Here is a 20,097-nt window from a genome sequence, read left to right as displayed (position 1 = left end):
GTCCACGAGCCACGCTAGTCCCGGTAACGCGCGACCGGTGGCGCCGGGGCCGGACCCAGCGACGTCAACCATCGGGTGTAGAGCCGGGTCCAGGTCCCGTCGGACCGGATCTTTGCCAACACGCCGTTGACGAACCGGACCAGCTCCGGCGAGTCCCGGGAGATCGCCACCCCGTACGGCTCGTCGCTGAACCGCGGGCCGACGACCTCGGTGTTCGGGTCCTGCGCGGCGAGCCCCACCAGGATGCTGTCGTCGGTGGAGACCGCGACGACCTGGTTCTGCTGGAGCAGTACCAGACAGTCCGTCCAGTTGACCACCGAGACCGGCACCGTGCCCCTTCGCGCGATGTTCCGGATCGAGGTGCTGCCGGCCGCCGCGCAGACCTTCTTGCCACGCAGGTCGTCGATGGTCTTCACGCCGGAGCCGCGGGTGACCAGGACGCGCTGGCCGGCGGTGAAGTACTCCGTGGAGAAGCTGACTTCCTGCCAGCGTTCGCAGTTCATCGTCATGGTCCGGACCACCATGTCGACGGTGCCGTCCTTGACCACCTTTATCCGGTCGGCCGAGCTGATCGCCCGGAACTGGATCCGGCCCGGGTCGCCGAAGAGGCCCCTGGCGATCTCCCGGGCGATGTCGACGTCGAAGCCGGTGAGTTGGCCGGTCTGCGGGTCACGGAAACCGAACTGGTAGCTGTTCTGGTCGACCCCGACGATCAACCGTCCACGCTGGACGATCTTCTCCATCGCGGTGCCCGGCGGCATCTGCCGGGGACGGGGCAGGCTACCGGACGGCCGGAGGCTGGCCCGGGGGTTGCAGGACCCGGACGAGGCCGCCGGACCGCTCGGCACGACCGCCGGGTCCTGCATGCCGACCGGCCGGGGCGGGTCCGCCGCGATCTGGTTGTCGGGAAGCGCCTCTTCGCCCGTGCCGCATCCGGCGAGACCAACCGTGCAGACCAGCACGAGGACGCCGGCAAGGAGCCGGCCGGCGAGATGCCGGTGTCTCATCGGTACTCCACAATCCGCCGCTGCATGCCCACCGCGGCCCCGACCAGCATGACGAGGGTCAGCCCGACGATACCGACGTCGACCCCGGTCAGAGCCCGGCCGGCGCCGACCGCCTCGCGTTCGAACCGTTCCCCGTTGTGGTTGATGGCCAGGGCCAGCGCCTCGTCGAACTCGTTGAAGATGGCGGCCGTGGTCTGCTCGCCGGCGCCCACCGTGGCGGCCACCGCCTTGGCGTACTCGCCGCCGTCGTCGAGGGCCCGCACGTTGCGGTGCGCCGCCGACCAGTCCTTGCTGCGGGCGATGGCGGCGTCGACCGCCTGCCGGGTGGTGTCGTCCGACGCGGCCGCCCGGGCCTGCGCCAGCAGCCCGCCCGAGCCGTCGGTGCCGGCGAGTCGCTCCATCACGACGCCGTAGTTCTCCTCGAACGCCGCGCCGTTGCCCCGGGCGACCAGGGTCAGTGCCTCGTCGGCACGGGCCTGCAACCCGGCGATCCGCGCCTCGGCCAGGAGATTGACCTGGTCGGAACCGTCGTCCCGGCTGTCCCGCAGGTTTCCGGCCGCGACCAGCGCCGACCCGGCCAGCCAGACCGTCAGCAGCACCGTCGCACCGGTGCCGACCAGAAGTCCGACGTTGAGCAGCCGGTTGGTTCGCCGGGTCAGGTGGACCTGCGCCAGTGCCAGCGCCGCCAGGGTGAGGACGGCGAGCAGCACCGCGACCCAGGGAAAGCCGGCCGCCCGGTCCCGCGCCTCGTCCAACTCGGACGAGGCGGTCGCGTAGAGCTCCTGGGCGGCCGGCAGCAGTTCGTCACGCATCAGGCCGGAGGCCTCCTGCAGATAGGCGACGCCGAGCGGCAGACCCTGCCGGTTGTAGGTCCGGGCGGTCTCCACCAGGCCGCTGTAGACCGGAAGCCGTGCGGTGATCCGGGCGACCGCCGCCGCACCCCGGCTGTCGTCCGAGACGGCGGCCGAGACGACGGTCAGCGCCGAGGCCGCGTCGGCCAGGTCACGCAGGTAGCGGTCACGCAGCGCGGGCGGTTCCAGACCGTTGGAGAGGAAGGCGCTCGCGGCGGTGGCGTCGGCGTCGGAGAGAGCGCGGTAGAGGCTCTGTGCCGCCACCGCCAGCTCGCCGCTGCGGGCGGTGACGCCCCGGACCAGGTCCGCCCGCTGCCGTACACCGACGAACGCCACCAGCCCGGTGAGCAGGCCGAGCACGACCACTCCGGCCAGGATCGCAGTGAGTCGGCCGGGTGTACGCCGCAACGGTGTGGTGGCCCGGCGGAGCAGGTCCGGCGGGCGGGGCTGCGGCGGAACGGCCAACCGGCCTGGCGGGGCAGCCACCGCCGACCCGTGCGAACCCACCCGAAACCTCCCCAACACCGCACCGGGATCCCGCCGCACCGGACATGGCTCCGGCGGTCAGATCTTGAAACGACCGGCTTCAAGGTAACCAATCCGCTCAACCGGTGGGGGGCGGCCCGCCGGCCGGGCGGGGCGGACCGGGATCGGGCGCGCCGGGTCCGCCCGCCGGCCCGGGGAATCGACCGGACCGGGGACGACCGCCGGCCGGGTGGACCGGAAACGTAACCTGGCCGAAGGCGCGCCGTCGCGACCGTCGACCAGGCTGATGGGGCTAACCTAAGTCGGATGTCCGGCGTCGCCGGCGGGGGTGGAAGGTGGTAGCGGGATTGTGCTGGCGGAGGAAGACCACGTGACCACGCCGTCGCGGACCGGACGCCCGGCGGTGATGACCGACGTGGCCCGGCTCGCCGGAGTGTCACACCAGACGGTCTCCCGGGTGATCAACGGCCATCCACGGGTCCGGCCGGAGACCCGGGACCGGGTGGTCCGGGCGATGGCCGAGCTGAGCTACCGGCCCAACGCGATGGCCCGAGCCCTGGCCAGCCGCCGGTCCCGGGTGCTCGGCGTGGTGAGTTTCGACACCATCCTGTACGGCCCGGCCTCGACGCTGCTCGGCATCGAACGCGCCGCCCGGGCCGCCGGTTACGGGGTCAGCATCGTGACCCTGGAGAAGGTCGACCGCCGTGGCGTACTCAGCGCCGTCGAGGCGCTCGACGGCCAGGGCGTGGACGGGGTCATCATCATCGCACCGCAGATGGCCGCCGCCGCCGCGCTGCACAGCCTGCCCCGGGGGATGGCTGCGGTGGCGGTGGAGGCCGGCCAGGACAGCGGACTGCCGTCCGTCTCGGTGGACCAGGTGGCCGGGGCCCGGCTCGCCGTCCGACACCTCCTCGACCTCGGGCACCGCACCGTGTGGCACGTCTCCGGGCCGAGCGACTGGCTGGAGGCGGGTGACCGGATCATCGGCTGGCGGCAGACCCTGGAGGAGGCCGACGCCGCCGTACCGCCGATCATCTCCGGCGACTGGAGCGCCCGGTCCGGGTACGCCGCGGGTACCGCGCTGGCCGGCAACCCCGACGTCACCGCGGTCTTCGTCGCCAACGACCAGATGGCGCTCGGCCTGCTGCGCGCCCTGCACGAGCGGGGCGTCCGGGTGCCGGCCGACATCAGCGTGGTGGCCTTCGACGACATCCCCGAGGCGGAGTTCATGCTTCCGCCGCTGACCACCGTCCGGCAGGACTTCGACGAGGTGGGCCGGCGCGGCATGGCGACCCTGCTGCAACTGCTCGACGCCACCAGCCGGGCGGAGGGGCCGCTCCCCGTGCTGTCCAGCACCACCCCGATCGAGCCGACCCTGGTGATCCGGCAGAGCGCCGCCGCTCCGCCGGCCGGACGGAGCTGACCCGGCAGGGCCAGGACTTCCCGGGCGGCGGGCCGGAGTGCGGACCATCGGCTCGACCGGCGTCGTCAGGCCCACGGGGCGGTCGGCCGGAACGAGCTGTCCGCCCGGAAGGTGGCGTTGTCGGCGTACCAGTCGATCCGGAGTTCGTAGTTGTAGTGCCGCAGGTACCGGCCCGGCAGGTTGTAGGACTCCAGGGCGACGGAGCCGGTCACCGAACCGGGGCGGGCGCAGAAGGTGGCGTCGCCGCGGAAGAGCGCCGTACCGTCGCTCGGATCCAGGCGCAGCCGGTAGTCGTAGTGCCGCAGATAGCGGCCACCGGTGCCGGTGAAGGAGTAGCAGTTCGGGTCGGCCAGTCCGGCGACCACGGTGAAGGTGGCGTCCTGCCGGGTCTGCGCCGGGCTCGACGCGGAGACCGGATCGATGTACCCGAGGTAGTCGCGGTGCCGGAGGTACCGGTCCGGGAAGTTCACCGACTGGAGGGACCGGGTCGTGTTGACCGGAAGGGTGACCCCGCCGGACACCGTCTCCCGGAGCACCGTGAAATGCCGGGCGAACCCGGAGAGCCCGGGTAGCTGGGTCGGGGCGGTCCAGGTGTTGAAGCCGTCGTAGCTGTCGCTGAACAGGTACTGCCCGCTGGTGTAGCCGTCGAAGAAGATCCGCCAGCCGCCGTTGTCCAACTGCACCAGCGCCTGGCCCTCGCGCGGGCCGCCCCAACCGGCCCAGTTCCCGGTGCGGCGCATCGTGTACGGCCCGGTCAGGCTGGTCGCCGTCGCGTACTCGATGAACTTGGTCGTCTCCTGTTTGGTGAACGCGTGGTACGTCCCGCCGATCTTCACGACGAAGGTGTCGATGTAGTTCGGCCCGATCCCGCTCAGTACCGTCGGCGCGCTGAACGCGGTGAGTGCGGCGTTCGTCGCCCGCAGCCGGTACGGCTTGAAGTCCGCGCCGTTGGTGGAGAGCGAGACGATGACGTTGACGCTGCCGTCGGTGTCGACGAACCACTCCGGCGCCCAGGTGTTCTGCACCGCCAGCGGGATGGTGTGGTTGCGCAGGAAGGTCCAGTTGACCCGGTCGGTGCTGGTGGCGAAGCCGATGGTGTTGCCGGTCCAGTTGGTGGTGTAGACGATGTAGTAGCGCCCGTCGGTGTGCCGGATGATGCTCGGATCCCGGATCAGCCCGGACGGCGGGGTGTAGGCGGGGCCGCGCAGCAGTCGGAAGCCGGTGGCGTCCGGCGACTCGTAGACGTACATGTTGGATTCGCTGCTGTTGGTGAAGGCGGTCATGGTGTAGCGGGTGACCTGGCCGGGTGGCGGGGCGGCGGCCCCGGCCGGAGCGGCGGGCACCGCCGCCCCGGCCACCGCCAGCAGTGCGGCGGAGGCCAGCGACGGCCATCGGGAACGGTTCCGGGCTCGGGTCATCGTCGCTCGGGTCATCGTCGCCACCTCCGGGCGGGGTGCGGCATGCCGTGTCCGGGCACTGGTGTGAGCGCTAACATCGCGTCTGAGCGCTAACATACCGGTCGACCGCCGGCCATTCAATAGAAGCTTACCGATCACCGCCGACCGCCGGGGTCACCGGATAGCGGAGGATCGTCCTCAGCCTGGCCATCACCATCGCGTCGCGCACCTGGTCGCGCCGGTAGTAGCGGTAGCCGGTGGCCGGATCCACGCTCGCCGGTCTGCGGTGCGGCCGGTTCAGCGGTCGGTCAGGCGTTGGAAGAGGACGTGGTCCTGCCACCGTCCGGCGATCTCGACGTGTGCCCGGGCGAAGCCGATCCTCTCGAACCCGTTGCGCCGGAGCACCCGCTGTGACCCCGTGTTGTGCGGCAGGGTGCCGGCCAGCACCTGGTGCAGGTCCAGTTCGCCGAAGGCGAGGTCGAGGGCCAGGCCCACGGCCCGGGTCGCGACTCCGCGTCCGTTGACCGACTCGGCCACCCAGTAGCCGAGGTACGCGGACTGTGCCGGCCCGCGGACGATCGTCGACAGCGTGATCGTGCCGCAGATCCCCCCGTCGTACTCGATCACACAGCCGTAACCGGTGCCGTTGCCCCGCTCGGCCGTCGCCTGTTCGAGCCGGGCACGCTGACCGGCGGGGGTGAAGAAGCTCGCCGGTCGCCGGGGTTCCCAGGGGGCCAGGAAGCTCCGGTTCGTCGCGTACACCTCGGCCAGCGCGACCGCGTCCTCGACATCGGCGGGTCGGATTCGGATCATGGTCCGATTCTTCCAGCCGGCTGCTCCGGCCCGGCACGGGGCGACCGGCACGGGGCGACCGGCACGGCCGCGACCTCCCGATCGTGGGCAGCCTCCCGATCACCGGGCCAGGACGTCCCGGTTAACCTGACGGGATGTTGGAAGCCCGCAGGGTGAGCGCGTGGCGCAGTCGCTACGAGATCAGTGTCCAGGGTCGGGTCGTGACCACCTGGGACGGCTCGTCGTGGCGCAGCGGCGGCGAATTCGAGTTGGACGGCCGGCGCTACCAGGTGCGCGGCAACGCCTGGGGCAACCGTTACAGCCTGCTCGACGCGGCGGGCGGGACCGTCGCGTCGGCGGACCGGGTCGGGCGCAAGCGGTGGACGGTCTCCACCGACGGGCAGACCTACCACTTCCAGCGCGCCTCGCTCTTCAGCAGCGAACAGGAACTGCACGCCGACGGGCGTCGGGTCGGTTCGGTGCGCCGGGTCAGCATGTGGCGCGGCGACGTCGCCGCCGACCTGCCCGGCCTGCCGCTGCCGGTGCAGGTCTTCGTCCTCGGCATCGTGATCACCATGTGGACCCAGCAGGCGGCCGCGGCGAGCTGAGCCGGCCGGTCCGCACGCCACCTCCGGCATCGCCCGCCAGCTGTCCCGGCCCGGTGGCCGGCTGGTCGGTCGCGGGCGGCTCCGGTCCGGGAATCTTGAAAACCTTTTCGGGCTCGGCTGCGGAAGCCACGCCAGTGTCGATCATCCCAACGATGGGGCTCATCGCGGAGTGCGTGCCTGGACTACAATCCTGTTGCTCCGCCCTTCCGAAAGACAGTCCGAAAGGATTTCGGTGGTCAGACAACGCTCCCAATCTGTGACCCTGACCGACGTGGCACGGCGGGCCGGGGTCTCGGTGGCCACCGCATCCAAGGCGCTGAACGCGCGGGACGAGGTCGCCCCGGCCACCCGCCGCAGGGTCCTGGAGGCCGCCGAGGAACTCTCCTTCCATCCCAACGCCCTGGCCAAGGGACTGATCTCGGGACGCACCCGGACCATCGGGCTGCTCACCGACGAACTCGGCGAGCGGTTCGCCTTCCCCGTGCTGCTCGGCATCGAGAACGCACTCGGTAACGAGCAGATGTGCGTGCTGCTCTGCGACGCCCGGGGCGACGTCATCCGGCGCCGGCACTACATCCGTACGCTGCTCGCCCGCCAGGTGGACGGCTTCATCATCCTGGGCGACTCGAACGACATCCGCCCCTCGCTGACCCGGGACATTCCGGTCCCGGTCGTCTACGTCTACGGCGAGTCCGACGACCCGAAGGACCTCTCGGTACTCGCCGACGACGCCGGCGGCGCGCGGCTGGCCGTCGAGCACCTGATCTCACTCGGCCGACGTCGGATCGGTCACATCACCGGCCCGGAGACCTACCGCGCCGCCCGCGACCGGGTGACCGGCCTGCACTCGGTGCTGGCCGAGGCGGGCCTGCCGCTGGTCGGGGGCGATCCGCTCTACGGCGAGTGGTCCCAGCGCTGGGGCCGGCACGCCGGCCGGATGCTGCTCACCTCCGATCCGGACATCGACGCGGTCTTCTGTGGCAACGACCAGATCGCCACCGGGGTCGCGGAGACCCTGCTCGACCTCGGCCGGCGGATCCCGGACGACGTCGCGATCGTGGGGTACGACAACTGGGAGGTCTTCGCCGCCGACTGCCGGCCGCCACTGACCACCGTGGACCTGAACCTGCAACAGCTCGGCGCGACCGCGGTCAAGCAGCTTTTCGCCGCCCTGGACGGGGAACGGGCCGCCGGGGTGATCCGGCAACCCTGCCGTCTCGTCGTCCGGGAGTCGACCGGCCCGGTCGCCTCGCTCGGCGCCGCCCGCGGGGGCGCCCGGACCGAGGCGGTTACCCCGAGCGAGCGCGGATAATCCCACCGGCACCGGCGGACCGGGAAAAACCGATAACCGCAGACCCTTCCGCACCCCTCGGGCATGCTCAGGTGATGGGCGGGGAAGGGAGTACGGCGTGAGGAACTACGACGACGACTGGACCGAGGACCAGCGCGCGCTGTACGACGAGTGTTACGACCTGGGCGAAGCCTGGGCGGGTGATCCGGAGACCGACACCGACCAGCTGCAGGACGTGATCAACCTCGCCGAGGCCGACGACGACGAACTCGCCGACGTCGACCTCAACTATCCCCCGCTGGTCGACGCGGTGGCCGAGGCGACCGGGGAACAGGTGACCAGTGTGACCGCCGACCGGGACGACCCGGCCTTCCGGGGCTTCGTCGACGGTGTCCGGCAGGGCGTCGAGGAGGACGTCTTCGGGCTCTGAACCACCGGGACGCCAGGGCGGGGCGGCTCAGGGCCGGGCCGGCTGAATATGGGCGGTGCCGAGCGACGCCGGGAAGTCCGCCCGGCTGATCCGGACCGACTGGCCGGAGAGCACCGCGACGGCGGCGGTGTAGTCCGGACCGACGTCGAGGTCGTGCAGCTGCACCGGGCCGTCGAGGGGACGGTCGACGGCCCAGTCGACGAGCCGGGCCGGCTCGTCCGGCGGCGTCAGCGTGATCCGGTTCATCGGCACGGCCAGCCCGTGCCCGGTCGCCTTCAGCAGCGCCTCCTTGCGGGCCCAGTACCCGAAGAACGCCCGGCGGGCCGACTCCGCCGGCTGCTCGCTCCACCAGCGCAGCTCGGCCGGCGAGAGCACGTTCCGGCTCAACGCGACCACGTCGGTGCCGTCGGTCAGCTCCTGCACGTCCAGGCCGACCGGGTCGGCGGCCACCGCCACGGCGACCCACTCGCCGGAGTGGGTGAGGGAGAAGTCGAGCTTGGTGGCGGGTCGGTCCACCACCGGCTTGCCGTGCCCGGCGCCGCAGTGCCGGCAGTGCCGGGAGAAGCCGAGCTGTCCGGCCGGCACCCCGAGGTAGTGCCCGAGCAGCATCCGCACCCCGACGTGCGCGGCCTGGTAGCGGTCCCGGTCGGCGGCCTGCCGGAACCGGGCGTACCGCTGCCGCTCCTCGTCGTCGAGCACCTCGAGCCCGGCCCAGTGCGCCGGTCCCATCGGCAACCGCCACACCTGGCACTCCCCCGGCCCCGGCGGCAGCGGACCGTCGGGACCGGCAGACGTCGGAGCGACCGCCCCGGGCAGGTCGTCGGGCGGGCGGCGGGATCCGGTCAACAGGCACCACCAGGGTCGCGGGTGAACGACGGGCGGGGATGCCCGCCGGGAACATTCTGGCGCGAGCATGCCAGCCCGGCAGTCAGCGCACCAGTACCGGGACCGTGCGCCGGCCGCCGGCATGCCCCCGGCCTCCGCCGCCGTCCGGACGTCACCGCTGGCCGTAGACCCCCTGGTAACGCTCGTAGAGTGCGTCGATGTGCTGCGGCTCGATCGGCACCAGCGGACCACCGGCCCGGGCGATGTGCACGGTACGCGCGACGTCCTCGCACATCACCGCCGCCTTCACCGCTGCCTTGGCGCTGGCCCCGATGGTGAAGACCCCGTGGTTGCGCATCAGCACCGCCGGTGAGCGGTGCCCCTCCAGGGTGGCCACGATGCCCTTGCCGATGTCGTCGCCGCCGATCAGCGCGAACGGGCCGACCGGGATCTCCCCGCCGAACTCGTCGGCCATGGCGGTGAGCACGCACGGAATCGCCTCGTCCCGGGCCGCCCACGCGGTGGCGTACGGGCTGTGCGTGTGCACCACACCGTTGACCTGCGGCATGTGCCGGTAGACGTACGCGTGTGCGTCGGTGTCGCTGGACGGTGAGTGGTTGCCGTCGACGACATCCCCGTCCAGGGTCGTCACCACCATCGACTCCGGGGTGAGGTCGTCGTACGACACCCCGCTGGGCTTGATCACCATCAGGTCGGCGCCGGGCACCCGCGCGCTGACGTTGCCGCTGGTCCAGGTCACCAGCTCCCATCGGGTGAGCTGCTCGTGCAGCCGGCACACCTCCTGGCGGATCCGGGCGACGCTGTCGCTGATCGTGCCGGTGAGTCCACCGTTGGTCATCGGCGCACCTCCTCGCGTAGTGCGTGCAGCCGGTGCAGCACCTCGTTGCCGCCCCGGCCGAAGTAGTCGTGCAGTCGCTCGTACTCGGCGTAGAGCCGGTCGTACACGTCGGCACTGGCCGGGTCGGGCTGGTAGACGCCGCGCCGGACCTTGCCCATCGCGGCGGCCGCGGCCGTGATGTCCGGGTACGCCCCGGCGGCCACCGCCGCGTGGATCGCCGAGCCCAGCGCCGGCCCCTGGTCGGAGTCGATCACCGACAGCGGACGGCGCAGCACGTCGGCGTAGACCTGCATCAGGAAGGCGTTCTTGAGCAGGCCACCGGCGACGATGAACTCGGTCACCGGCACCCCGGCGTTGACGAAGGCGGCGACGATGGTCCGGGTGCCGAAGGCGGTCGCCTCGATCAGCGCCCGGTACTGGTCCTCCGGCCGGGTGGCCAGGGTCTGCCCGACCAGCACGCCGGAGAGGTCGTGGTCGACCAGTACCGAGCGGTTGCCGTTGTGCCAGTCCAGGGCGACCAGCCCGTGCTGGCCGGGGCGTTGCGCCGCGGCCAGCTCGGTCAGGTACTCGTGCACCCCGATCCCCCGCCGGGCCGCCTCCTCGGTGTAGCCGGCCGGTACGCAGCGTTCGACGAACCAGCCGAAGATGTCCCCGACGCCGCTCTGTCCGGCCTCGTAGCCGAACCGGCCGGGCACGATGCCGTCCTGGACCACGCCACACATCCCGGGAACCTCGGCGAGGGTGTCCGCGACCATCACGTGGCAGGTCGAGGTGCCCATGATGGCGAGCAGCTGACCGGGCTCGACGGCGTTGGCGGCGGCGGCGGTGACGTGCGCGTCGACGTTGCCGACCGCGACCGCGATCCCCGCCGGCAGCCCGGTGGCGGCGGCCGCCTCCGGGGTCAGCCGCCCGGCCAGCCCGCCGAGCGGGGCGAGCGGGTGGGCGAGCCGGGTCTCGACGAAGTCGGCGAAGTCGGGGTGCAGCGCCGCCAGGTAGTCCCGGGACGGGTACCGCCCGTCCTGGTGGATGCCCTTGTAGCCGGCGGTACAGACGTTACGGGTCTCCTCGCCGCAGAGCTGCCAGATGATCCAGTCGGCCGCCTCGATCCACCGTTCGGTCCGGGCGTACACCTCGGGGTCCTCGGTGAGCACCTGGAGCGCCTTGGCGAACTGCCACTCGGCGGAGATCCGCCCGCCGTACCGGGGCAGCCACGGCTCGCCGCGCTGCTCGGCCAGCTCGTTGATCCGGTCGGCCTGCCGCTGCGCCGCGTGGTGCTTCCACAGCTTCGGGTACGCGTGCGGCCGGTCGGCGAGCCCGGGAACCTCGTTCAGCGGGGTGCCGTCGGCAAGTGTCGGCAGCACGGTACAGGCGGTGAAGTCGGTGCCGATCCCGATCACCGCGTCCGGGGGCACCGAGGCGGCGGAGAGCGCCTTGGGCACCGCCTCGCGCAGCACCGTCCGCCAGTCCTCCGGCATCTGCAGCGCCCAGCCGCCGGGCAGTTCGGCCCCGGTCTCCGGCAGCCGGTCGTCGATCACCCCGTGCCGGTACTCGTGCACGGCCGAGCCGAGTTCGGCGCCGTCCGAGACCCGGACCACCACCGCCCGGCCGGAGAGCGTGCCGAAGTCGACGCCAACCACGTACCGGTCCGCACCGTCAGTGCTCACTCGTGTCCCTCCTGGGGGTTTCCCTGTCTCCCTCGCCGGCCGCCCGCGCCAGGTGGACCGGCCCGCAGCGGCACCACCGGCGCCTCCGCTATCCGTCAGCCAACCACGGTGTTAGCGCTACCACCAGGCCGGGTCCGGGTACCGGCACCGGCGGGCCGGTGCCGCACCCCTACGCCTGGCGCCGGGTCACGGCGCGTTGCAGCACGATGAACACGAAGAGCAACACACCGATCACGATCTTGGTCCACCAGGAGCTGAGGTCGCCCTGGAAGGTGATGATGGTCTGGATCAGCCCGAGCACCAGCACCCCGAGCACCGTGCCGACCAGGTAGCCGGAGCCGCCGGTCAGCAGCGTGCCACCGATCACCACGGCGGCGATCGCGTCGAGTTCCAGCCCGACCGCGTGCCCGTTGTTGCCGGAGAGCATGTAGAAGCTGAGCAGCAGCCCGCCGAGCGCCGAGCAGAACCCGCTGATCGTGTAGACCGCGATCCTGGTACGCGCCACCGGCAGCCCCATCAGCAGCGCCGACTGCGGGTTGCCGCCGATCGCGTACGTGTTGCGGCCCAGCCGGGTGTAGCCGAGCACGTAGATGCCGATCGCCACCACCACCAGCGCGATGACCACGCTGGTGGAGATGAAGAAGCCGCCGAACCGGATCCGCTGCTGCGCCACCGAGGTCCAGAACGGGTCGTCGATGGTGATCGACGAGGTGCTGATGGTGTAGCAGAGCCCACGGGCCAGGAACATCCCGGCCAGCGTGACGATGAACGGCTGGATCTCGAAGTAGTGGATGATGCAGCCCATCGCGAAGCCGAGCAGGGCGCCGATCAGCAGCACCAGCGGCAGGACGAGCACCGGCGGCCAGCCCCGCTCCTCCAGCAGCGAGGCGGAGAGCATCGTGGTCAGCGCGACCACCGAGCCGACCGAGAGGTCGATCCCGCCGGTCAGGATCACGAACGTCATGCCGACCGCGACCACCAGCAGGAACGCGTTGTCGACGAAGACGTTCAGCACCACCTGGGTGTCGGAGAAGCCGTCGTAACGCAGCACCCCGGCGCTGTACATCAGGACCAGCAGGGCGAGGGTGGCGAAGATCGGCAGGTACTTCTGCTGCGGCCGCAGCAGCCGCTCCCGACCGTTCGCGACGGTACCCGAAACAGCACTCATGCCGGCACTCCGCTGCGCTCCGTGCCGCCATGAGGCACACCCACACTGAACTGACCGATTCGCTCACTTCGTTCGCTCATGCCGGCACTCCGCTGCGCTCCGTGCCGCCATCAGGCACACCCACACTGAACTGACCGATTCGCTCACTTCGCTCACTCATGCCGGCACCTCCACCTTCGGCTGGGCGCGCTCGGGGGCGGGCGGCAGTGGCGGTTTCCGGCGCCGGCCGAAGACCCTGGCCCGGAACGCCGGCGACTGGAGCAGACAGACGATCGTCACGACCAGGGCCTTGAACAACAGCGTCGTCTCCGGTGGGATCCCGATGGTGTAGATGGTGGTGGTCAGGGTCTGGATGATCAGTGCCCCCAGCACCGTGCCGCCGAGGGAGAACCGGCCGCCGGCCAGTGAGGTACCGCCGATCACCACCGCCAGGATGGCGTCCAGCTCGATCCAGAGGCCCGCGTTGTTGCCGTCCGCGCTGGAGACATTGGAGCTGATCATCAAGCCGGCGACCCCGGCGCAGAAGGCGGCGAAGACGTACCCGGTGAAGATGATCCGGCGGGAGTGGATCCCGGCCAGCCGGCTCGCCTCGGCGTTGCCGCCCACCGACTCGATCAGCAGGCCGAGCGCGGTACGCCGGGTGAGCAGCGACGCCAGCCCGAAGACCAGCAGCGCGACCAGGATCGAGAACGGCACGGTCAGCCAGTAGCCGGCCCCGATCAGCTTGTACGGCGAGCTGTTGACCGTGATGATCTGCCCGTCGGTGATGAGCTGGGCCAGTCCCCGGCCGGCGACCATCAGGATCAGGGTGGCGATGATCGGCTGGATGCCGAACTGCGCGACGAGCAGGCCGTTCCAGGCGCCGAGCAGCAGGGCCAGCCCGAGGGCCAGCCCTACCGCGGCCAGTACCCCGAGCACGCTGTTCTGGTCGCCCAGCTCGCTGATCCGCAGGCAGGCCAGTGCGCCGCAGATGGCGACGATCGAGCCCACCGAGAGGTCGATGCCGCCGGTGGCGATCACCAGGGTCATGCCGAGCGAGACCAGGATCAGCGGCGCGCCGAACCGCACGATGTCGATCAGGCTGCCGTACAGGTGCCCCTGGCGGATGTCGACGACGAAGAAGTCGGGGGTGAAGAACAGGTTGCTGACCAGCAGGAGCAGCAGGGTCAGCACCGGCCAGAAGAAGCGGTGCCGCACGAGGTTCGCCATCACACCTCCTCCCGGACGACGATCGCGTCCGGATCGGGTCGGCCAGCCGCCTCCGGTGGCGCCGAGCCGTGACCGCTGGCGATGGTCGCCATGATCCGCCCGACGGTGACCTCGTCGTCGTTGGCCAGTTCGTCGACCATCCGCCGGTCCCGCAGTACGGCGATCTTGTGACTGAGCCGGAGCACCTCCTCCAGCTCGGCGGAGATGAAGAGCACCGCCATCCCGCCGTCGGAGAGCGTGACCACCAGGCGCTGGATCTCCGCCTTGGCGCCGACGTCGATGCCCCGGGTCGGCTCGTCCAGGATCAGCAGCCGCGGCTCGGTGATCAGCCAGCGGGCCAGCAGCACCTTCTGCTGGTTGCCGCCGCTGAGCTGGCCGACCGGGGCCTCCGGGTTGGCCGGCACGATGCGCAGCGCCTTGACGTACCTGTCGACGAGCTCGTCCTGCCGGCGCCGGGGCAGCGGACGGGACCAGCCCCGGGCGGCCTGGAGGGCCAGGATGATGTTCTCCCGGACGGTGAGATCGGCGACCAGCCCCTCGGTGCGGCGGTTCTCCGAGCAGAAGGCGATGTCCTGGGCCATCGCACTGCGCGGGCCGCGCATGGCCACCGGCTCGCCGTCCACCCGGAGTTCTCCGACGTCGGACCGGTCCGCGCCGAAGAGCAACCGGGCCACCTCGGTACGCCCGGAGCCGAGCAGCCCGGCCAGTCCGACCACCTCGCCCCGGTGGATGGCCAGGCTGAACGGGGCGACCGCGCCGGTCCGGCCGAGTCCGACCGCCTCGACGACCGGCCGGTCCCGCTCCAGGGTGGCCAGTTCGCGCCGGGGCTGTTCCTCCAGCTCCTCCAGGGCCGCGAGTTCCTTGCCGATCATCGCGCTGACCAGTTCGAGCTGGCTCATCTGCCGGGTGACGTACTCGCCGACCCGGCGGCCGTTGCGCAGCACCGTCATCCGGTCGGAGATCTCGTAGACCTGGTCGAGGAAGTGGCTGACGAACAGGATCGCCATGCCCTCCTCCTTGAGTTGGCGCATCACCCGGAAGAGCTGCCCGACCTCGTCGGCGTCCAGGCTGGAGGTCGGCTCGTCCAGGATCAGCACCCTGGCCGAGATGTCGATGGCCCGGGCGATCGCGACCATCTGCTGCACCGCCAGGGAGAGGCTGCCGAGCGGGGCCGAGACGTCGATGTCCAGGCCCAGCCCGTCGAGCAGTCGTCGGGAACGGCGCCGCAGCTCGCCCCAGTTGATGGCACCGAAGCGGCGCGGTTCCCGGCCGATGTGGATGTTCTCCGCGACGGAGAGGTTGGCGCAGAGGTTGACCTCCTGGTAGACGGTGCTCACCCCGGCCTGCTGCGCCTGCAACGGGCCGGCGAAGCGGACCGGGGTGCCGTCGAGGACTATCTCGCCCTCGTCCACGTCGTACACCCCGGTCAGCACCTTGATCAGTGTCGATTTCCCGGCACCGTTCTCGCCCATCAGCGCGTGCACCTCGCCGGGGAAGAGGCGGAAGTCGACCTCGTCGAGTGCCCGTACGCCGGGGAACCGTTTGCCGATGCCGGCCATGGTCAGGATCGCCCGGGGCTCTCCCGACGTCTCCATCCGCCCTCCTCCGTCCGTCACGTCGTCGCGTGCGGGCCCTCGGCTAGTACTGCCGGTTCGGCAGCGCCGCCTTGGCCTGCTCCTGGGTGAAGGTGGTCTCCTCGGTGACCACCCGCTCCGGCACCGTCTCACCGGCGACGACCTTCTTCACCAGCTCCATCAGCTGTGGGCCGAGCAGCGGGCTGCACTCGACGATGAAGTTGATCTTGCCGTCGGCCAGCGCCTGCATCCCGTCCTTCACCGCGTCGACCGTGATGATCTTGATGTCGACGCCCGGCTTCAGCCCGGCACCCTCGATCGCCTCGATCGCACCGAGACCCATGTCGTCGTTGTGCGCGTAGAGCACGTCGATGTCCTTGTGCGCCTTGAGGAAGGCGTCCATGACCTCCTTGCCCTTGGCCCGGGTGAACTCGCCGGTCTGCGAGGCGATCACCTTGAACTTCGGGTCCGCCTTGATGACGTCGGCGAAGCCCGCCTTCCGGTCGTTGGCCGGCGCCGATCCGGTGCTGCCCTGCAGCTCCACGATGTTCACCGGCTCGGTCTTGCCCTCGTATTCGGCGACCAGCCACTCACCGGCCTTCTTCCCCTCAAGCACGAAGTCGGACCCGATGAAGGTCTTGTACAGCGTCTTGTCCGGGGAGTCGATCGCCCGGTCGGTCAGGATGACCGGAATCTTGGCATCCTTCGCCTCGCGGAGCACGGTGTCCCAACCGGACTCCACCACCGGCGAGAAGGCGATCACGTCGACCTTCTGGGTGATGTACGACCGGATGGCCTTGATCTGGTTCTCCTGCTTCTGCTGCGCGTCGGAGAACTGGAGGTCGATGCCGGCCTCCTTGGCGGAGTCCTGGATGGACTTGGTGTTCGCGGTACGCCAGCCGCTCTCCGCACCCACCTGCGCGAAGCCCAGCGTGATCTTGCCATCGTCGTTTCCGGAGCCGCTGCCCGCGCCGCCGTCGCCTCCACAGGCGGCCAACGCGGTCACCATCAGTCCGCCGAGTACAACGGCGGAGACCTTTTTCAGCACCGTTTCCTCCTCGCCTGGGAAATCGCTGTCTGTCGTAGTTACCGTTCACACGCAGGGCCGGCCAGCACCCCTCGTCACCACCTGTCCGACGCCGGAGAGGGCTGGATCCGGCCGAGTCTGCCACGGAGAACGCCGACCCTCAGGGCACGCCGGTCGATCCACAGGGCTTCCTGGTTCGTGAGTGTTAACGTTCTCATGCCGGCCGTCAAGGGGTACTTCCGGCGACGGTATGGATCCGTGATGCTGGACGTGCCGGACCCTCCAGCGCAAAGACGGCTGGTCGAGACGAAGGAGCGGCCGTTGACAGCTGACCGTATCGACGCCGGTGACCAGTCGGCTGACCCGCCGCCACGGACCCGGGGTTCGGTGATGCGCGACGTCGCCCGCCTGGCCGGCGTCTCCCACCAGACCGTCTCGCGGGTGCTCAACAACCATCCGAACGTCCGGCCGGAGACCCGTGAGCGGGTACTCGCGGCGATGCGGGCACTGAACTACCGGCGCAACTCCGCCGCCCGCACCCTGGTAACCCGCCGGTCCCGCACCCTGGGACTGATCGCCTACGAGACCACGCTGTTCGGCCCGGCCTCCACCCTGTACGGACTGGAGCAGGCGGCCCGGGCCGCCGGCTACTTCGTCAGCGTGGCGAGCGTACGCACCCTGGACCGGGAATCGGTGCTGGATGCGGTCGGCCGGCTCTGCGAACAGTCGGTGGAGGGGATAGTGGCGATCGCCCCACAGAGCAGTGTGGGCACCGCCCTCGCGCAGGCACCGGCCGGGCTGGCCGTGGTCGGGGTGGGTGGCGGCGCCGAACACGTACCGACGGTCTGCATCGACAACTCCAGCGGCGCCGCGATGGCGACCCGGCACCTGCTCGACCTGGGGCACACCACCGTGCAACACATCGCCGGTCCAGCCGACTGGCCGGAGGCGCGGGACCGGACCGACGGCTGGCGGGAGGCGCTGCACGCGGCCGGTGCCCCGGTGCCGGCACCCCGGCTCGGGGACTGGAGCGCCCGGGCCGGCTACGAGCACGGCCGACTGCTCGCCGCCGATCCGACGGTCACCGCGATCTTCTGCGGCAACGACCAGATCGCGCTCGGCGCGCTGCGGGCCCTGCACGAGGCCGGCCGCCGGGTGCCGGACGAGGTCAGCGTGGTGGGCTTCGACGACGTACCCGAGTCGGGTTACTTCCTGCCACCGCTCACCACGGTCCGGCAGGACTTCGCCGAACTCGGCCGGCGCAGCCTGGACCTGCTGATCGAACAACTCGAAAGCGGTGTCCGGACCAACCGCCGGGTCTCGTTGACCCCCCGGTTCGTGGCCCGGACGAGTTCGGGACCGGCGCCGGCGCAGCGGCCCAGCCGGCCGGTCCGGCGCGACCCGGAATGCGTACCGCCGGATTAATCGCCGATAGCGTGCGGCCCCCAATCACCGCCGCCAACCGGCCGCGGCGGTGCCACATCGACATACCACGGGAGCCTTACCCGGGCCGGATACCGCGCGCGTCAACGCCAGAACTGAAGTCACGCCGTGTACGGTCGACGCGCGAGAAATGTCCAATGTCTTGCAGAATTGGCGTGCGATCAGTCAAACTCGACTCCTAGCAATAAATGTTCACGAGGAGTAATCGACCATGGCGAAGCAGGTAATCACACTTCTGACCGACGACCTCGACGGCGGCGAGGCCGACCGCACTGTCGAGTTCGGTCTGGACGGCGTCAACTACACGATTGACCTGTCAGATAAGAACGCCGGCAAGCTCCGCAAGGCGCTGGACGTTTACATCCACGCGGGCAGCCGGGTGGGACGCGGCTCGATCGAAAGCCGTCGGTCGGGTCGGCGTGGCGGCGCCACGAGCCCGACGCGAAGTGACCGCGACCTGAACCGCGCGATCCGGGAATGGGCCGTGCAGAACGGCTACGAGGTTTCGGAGCGGGGTCGCATTCCGTCGTCGGTGGTGAAGGCGTACAACAGCCGGTGAGCGGTCGGGGGACGGGAGCGGTCGTCCCGATTTCCCCGGGCGGGCCAGGCCGGAATGCTCATCCACCCGGGTCGCGGTGCGGCACCTGCCGGGTCACCGGCCGCCGCTGCTCGAAGACGGTGCCGGTGACGCGGGCGGCTTGTCCGCGGCCGGTGGTCCGCCGTTCGCCGGACCACCGTTTCCCGGACCACCGTTCGCCGGCCCGCTCGGAGGCGGTGGCGCCGGCTTGAGATCGGCGGGCACCGGCAGGGCACTGCCCTTGACGAACTCGTCCCAGCTCACGTTCCAGGCGGTCCAGCCGTTGCCCTGGTCAAGGGTGACCTCGGTGCCCTTGATCGTCACCAGGTCACCGACCTTGGTGGTCTCCATCAGGAACTCCGCGTTCGCGTCCGAGACGTTCGTGCAGCCGTGCGAGACGTTCCGCTCCCCCTGGGCGCCGACGGACCACGGCGCCGCGTGGATGAATTCGCCACCCCAGGTCAGCCGCTGTGCGTTCGTGACGGTGACCACGTAGGGATCCGGCGAGCCCGTGGTGTCGAAGACGGTCGACTCGTGCTTTTCCATGATCACCATCTTGCCGCTCGACGTCGGGGTGCTGCTCTTGCCGAGGCTGACCGGGATCTTCCTGACCAGTACGTCGTCCTTGAACACCGACATCTGCTTGGTGGCGTTGTCGATCTCCAGAAAGACCCGGTTGCCGATCTTCGCGGTGCCGCTCCGGTCGGTGTCGCCGAAGCTGCCCTCGCCCATCGGCACCCCGTCCAGGGCGGCCCGGACGGAGACGGTGGTACCCGGGCGCCAGAAGTCGGGAGCCCGGTAGGAGACCTGGCGGCCGTTCTCGTCCCACGACCAGACACCCGGCTGCGGCGGATCGGTGCTGACCAACAGCCGGCGCTGGATCCCGGCACGCGCCTCCTTCGGGATGTCGGAGTCGAATGACACCGTTATCGGCATCGCCACCCCGTAGGTCTGGTCACTCTGCAGATTCAGGTTGGTCACGGTCCGCTTAGCCGGTTTGTCCATGGTGCTGAAGGTCGTCTTCTGGGTGACCGCCTTCCCGGCGTCATTCTTCGCGGTCACCTCGGCGGTATAGGTCTGCTTGTTGGCCAGCGCCCTGCTCGGCATCCAGCTCGAACCGTCGGCGCGCATCGCACCGTCGACCCGGGTGCCGCTGGCGTCGGTCACGACCACGTCGGCGACCTTCCCGCCCGTCACCGCCGTACCGATCTCGACACTGGTCGGCAGATCCCGGCTATCCGGAGCCGGGGTAATCGTCAGCTTCGGTGGCGGCGCCGGCCGCGCGACGCGTTCAAACGGATTGCCCGTACAGCCCGCCAGAACCAGTGGTACGGCAGCCATCACGAGCATCACCAACAACACCGCTCGACGCCTCAGTACCATGCTCCCCCCACCCCATTCCCTCCGCCGCTCCTCGCAGGACTTCGTCCCGGACCGTCCGATCGCCTCGCGGCGAGAACCGCCAT

At 70.6% G+C, this 20,097-nt stretch carries 19 protein-coding genes; 6 read left to right on the top strand and 13 right to left on the bottom strand.

Going from position 1 to position 20,097, the window contains the following annotated elements; all coding sequences use genetic code 11:
- Positions 1-14 precede the first annotated feature (14 nt).
- Both ABNF97_RS02520 and ABNF97_RS02515 read right to left on the bottom strand, forming a co-directional pair.
- Complete coding sequence (locus ABNF97_RS02520) at positions 15-1,007, bottom strand: transporter substrate-binding domain-containing protein (RefSeq protein WP_130462883.1); 993 nt, start codon at positions 1,005-1,007, stop codon at positions 15-17.
- Positions 1,004-2,365 carry a GlnX family signal transduction membrane protein gene (locus tag ABNF97_RS02515; protein ID WP_130462882.1) on the bottom strand — a complete coding sequence of 454 codons (1,362 nt, stop codon included), beginning with the start codon at positions 2,363-2,365 and terminating at the stop codon, positions 1,004-1,006. The genes ABNF97_RS02520 and ABNF97_RS02515 overlap by 4 nt, the downstream gene beginning before the upstream one ends.
- Before the next feature lie 385 nt (positions 2,366-2,750).
- Between ABNF97_RS02515 and ABNF97_RS02510 the strand changes: the two genes are divergently transcribed.
- Positions 2,751-3,767, top strand: a complete 1,017-nt coding sequence (locus ABNF97_RS02510; protein ID WP_502930434.1) for a LacI family DNA-binding transcriptional regulator — start codon at positions 2,751-2,753, stop codon at positions 3,765-3,767.
- Positions 3,768-3,832: 65 nt separating this feature from the next.
- Here ABNF97_RS02510 and ABNF97_RS02505 read toward each other — a convergent pair whose 3' ends face one another.
- From ABNF97_RS02505 to ABNF97_RS02495, 3 genes are all read right to left on the bottom strand, one after another.
- On the bottom strand, positions 3,833-5,200 hold the full coding sequence (locus tag ABNF97_RS02505) for a glycoside hydrolase family 43 protein (protein ID WP_349337506.1): 1,368 nt from the start codon (positions 5,198-5,200) through the stop codon (positions 3,833-3,835).
- Positions 5,201-5,312: 112 nt separating this feature from the next.
- Positions 5,313-5,435, bottom strand: coding sequence for a MerR family transcriptional regulator (locus ABNF97_RS02500; protein ID WP_349337505.1), 123 nt, complete (start codon positions 5,433-5,435; stop codon positions 5,313-5,315).
- 26 nt (positions 5,436-5,461) lie between these two features.
- Positions 5,462-5,977: a GNAT family N-acetyltransferase gene (locus ABNF97_RS02495; protein ID WP_130462881.1), complete on the bottom strand. Its 516-nt coding sequence runs from the start codon at positions 5,975-5,977 to the stop codon at positions 5,462-5,464.
- 134 nt (positions 5,978-6,111) lie between these two features.
- Here ABNF97_RS02495 and ABNF97_RS02490 point away from each other — a divergent pair, with 134 nt between their 5' ends.
- The 3 genes from ABNF97_RS02490 to ABNF97_RS02480 all read left to right on the top strand — a co-directional run bounded on the left by ABNF97_RS02490 (position 6,112) and on the right by ABNF97_RS02480 (position 8,285).
- Positions 6,112-6,564: a hypothetical protein gene (locus tag ABNF97_RS02490; RefSeq protein WP_130462880.1), complete on the top strand. Its 453-nt coding sequence runs from the start codon at positions 6,112-6,114 to the stop codon at positions 6,562-6,564.
- A gap of 232 nt (positions 6,565-6,796) precedes the next feature.
- A complete protein-coding gene (locus ABNF97_RS02485; protein ID WP_130462879.1) occupies positions 6,797-7,876 on the top strand; it encodes a substrate-binding domain-containing protein in 1,080 nt (359 codons plus the stop codon).
- A gap of 97 nt (positions 7,877-7,973) precedes the next feature.
- The gene (locus tag ABNF97_RS02480; protein ID WP_130462878.1) at positions 7,974-8,285 is read left to right on the top strand and encodes a hypothetical protein; all 312 of its coding nucleotides are present in this window, start codon (positions 7,974-7,976) and stop codon (positions 8,283-8,285) included.
- 27 nt (positions 8,286-8,312) lie between these two features.
- Here ABNF97_RS02480 and ABNF97_RS02475 read toward each other — a convergent pair whose 3' ends face one another.
- From ABNF97_RS02475 to ABNF97_RS02445, 7 genes are all read right to left on the bottom strand, one after another.
- Positions 8,313-9,131 (bottom strand): 4'-phosphopantetheinyl transferase family protein, encoded by an 819-nt coding sequence (locus tag ABNF97_RS02475; RefSeq protein WP_349337504.1) that lies wholly within the window; start codon positions 9,129-9,131, stop codon positions 8,313-8,315.
- 151 nt (positions 9,132-9,282) lie between these two features.
- The gene (locus tag ABNF97_RS02470; RefSeq protein ID WP_349337503.1) at positions 9,283-9,969 is read right to left on the bottom strand and encodes an L-ribulose-5-phosphate 4-epimerase; all 687 of its coding nucleotides are present in this window, start codon (positions 9,967-9,969) and stop codon (positions 9,283-9,285) included.
- The gene (gene araB, locus ABNF97_RS02465) at positions 9,966-11,633 is read right to left on the bottom strand and encodes a ribulokinase (protein WP_349337502.1); all 1,668 of its coding nucleotides are present in this window, start codon (positions 11,631-11,633) and stop codon (positions 9,966-9,968) included. Before araB ends, ABNF97_RS02470 begins: the two co-directional genes overlap by 4 nt.
- Positions 11,634-11,802: 169 nt before the next feature.
- Positions 11,803-12,801, bottom strand: coding sequence for a galactofuranose ABC transporter, permease protein YjfF (yjfF, locus tag ABNF97_RS02460; protein ID WP_130462874.1), 999 nt, complete (start codon positions 12,799-12,801; stop codon positions 11,803-11,805).
- A 156-nt stretch (positions 12,802-12,957) separates the two neighbouring features.
- Positions 12,958-14,010 (bottom strand): ABC transporter permease subunit, encoded by a 1,053-nt coding sequence (locus ABNF97_RS02455; protein ID WP_130462873.1) that lies wholly within the window; start codon positions 14,008-14,010, stop codon positions 12,958-12,960.
- Positions 14,010-15,605 (bottom strand): sugar ABC transporter ATP-binding protein, encoded by a 1,596-nt coding sequence (locus tag ABNF97_RS02450; RefSeq protein ID WP_349337501.1) that lies wholly within the window; start codon positions 15,603-15,605, stop codon positions 14,010-14,012. The genes ABNF97_RS02455 and ABNF97_RS02450 overlap by 1 nt, the downstream gene beginning before the upstream one ends.
- A gap of 43 nt (positions 15,606-15,648) precedes the next feature.
- A complete protein-coding gene (locus ABNF97_RS02445) occupies positions 15,649-16,593 on the bottom strand; it encodes an ABC transporter substrate-binding protein (RefSeq protein WP_349337570.1) in 945 nt (314 codons plus the stop codon).
- Positions 16,594-17,001: 408 nt separating this feature from the next.
- On the opposite strand from ABNF97_RS02445, the gene ABNF97_RS02440 reads away from it, so the two are divergent.
- Together ABNF97_RS02440 and ABNF97_RS02435 are read left to right on the top strand one after the other, a co-directional pair.
- Positions 17,002-18,036: a LacI family DNA-binding transcriptional regulator gene (locus ABNF97_RS02440; RefSeq protein ID WP_130465981.1), complete on the top strand. Its 1,035-nt coding sequence runs from the start codon at positions 17,002-17,004 to the stop codon at positions 18,034-18,036.
- Between the two features lie 229 nt (positions 18,037-18,265).
- On the top strand, positions 18,266-18,613 hold the full coding sequence (locus ABNF97_RS02435) for an Lsr2 dimerization domain-containing protein (RefSeq protein ID WP_130462872.1): 348 nt from the start codon (positions 18,266-18,268) through the stop codon (positions 18,611-18,613).
- 93 nt (positions 18,614-18,706) lie between these two features.
- Here ABNF97_RS02435 and ABNF97_RS02430 read toward each other — a convergent pair whose 3' ends face one another.
- Positions 18,707-20,014, bottom strand: coding sequence for an Ig-like domain-containing protein (locus tag ABNF97_RS02430; protein WP_130462871.1), 1,308 nt, complete (start codon positions 20,012-20,014; stop codon positions 18,707-18,709).
- Between the last annotated feature and the right edge of the window lie 83 nt (positions 20,015-20,097).

This window comes from Plantactinospora sp. B6F1, from assembly GCF_040120695.1.
Lineage (GTDB): Bacteria > Actinomycetota > Actinomycetes > Mycobacteriales > Micromonosporaceae > Plantactinospora.
The sequence above is the reverse complement of the archived record's forward strand: the minus strand, read 5'-3'. Positions and strand labels throughout refer to the sequence as shown.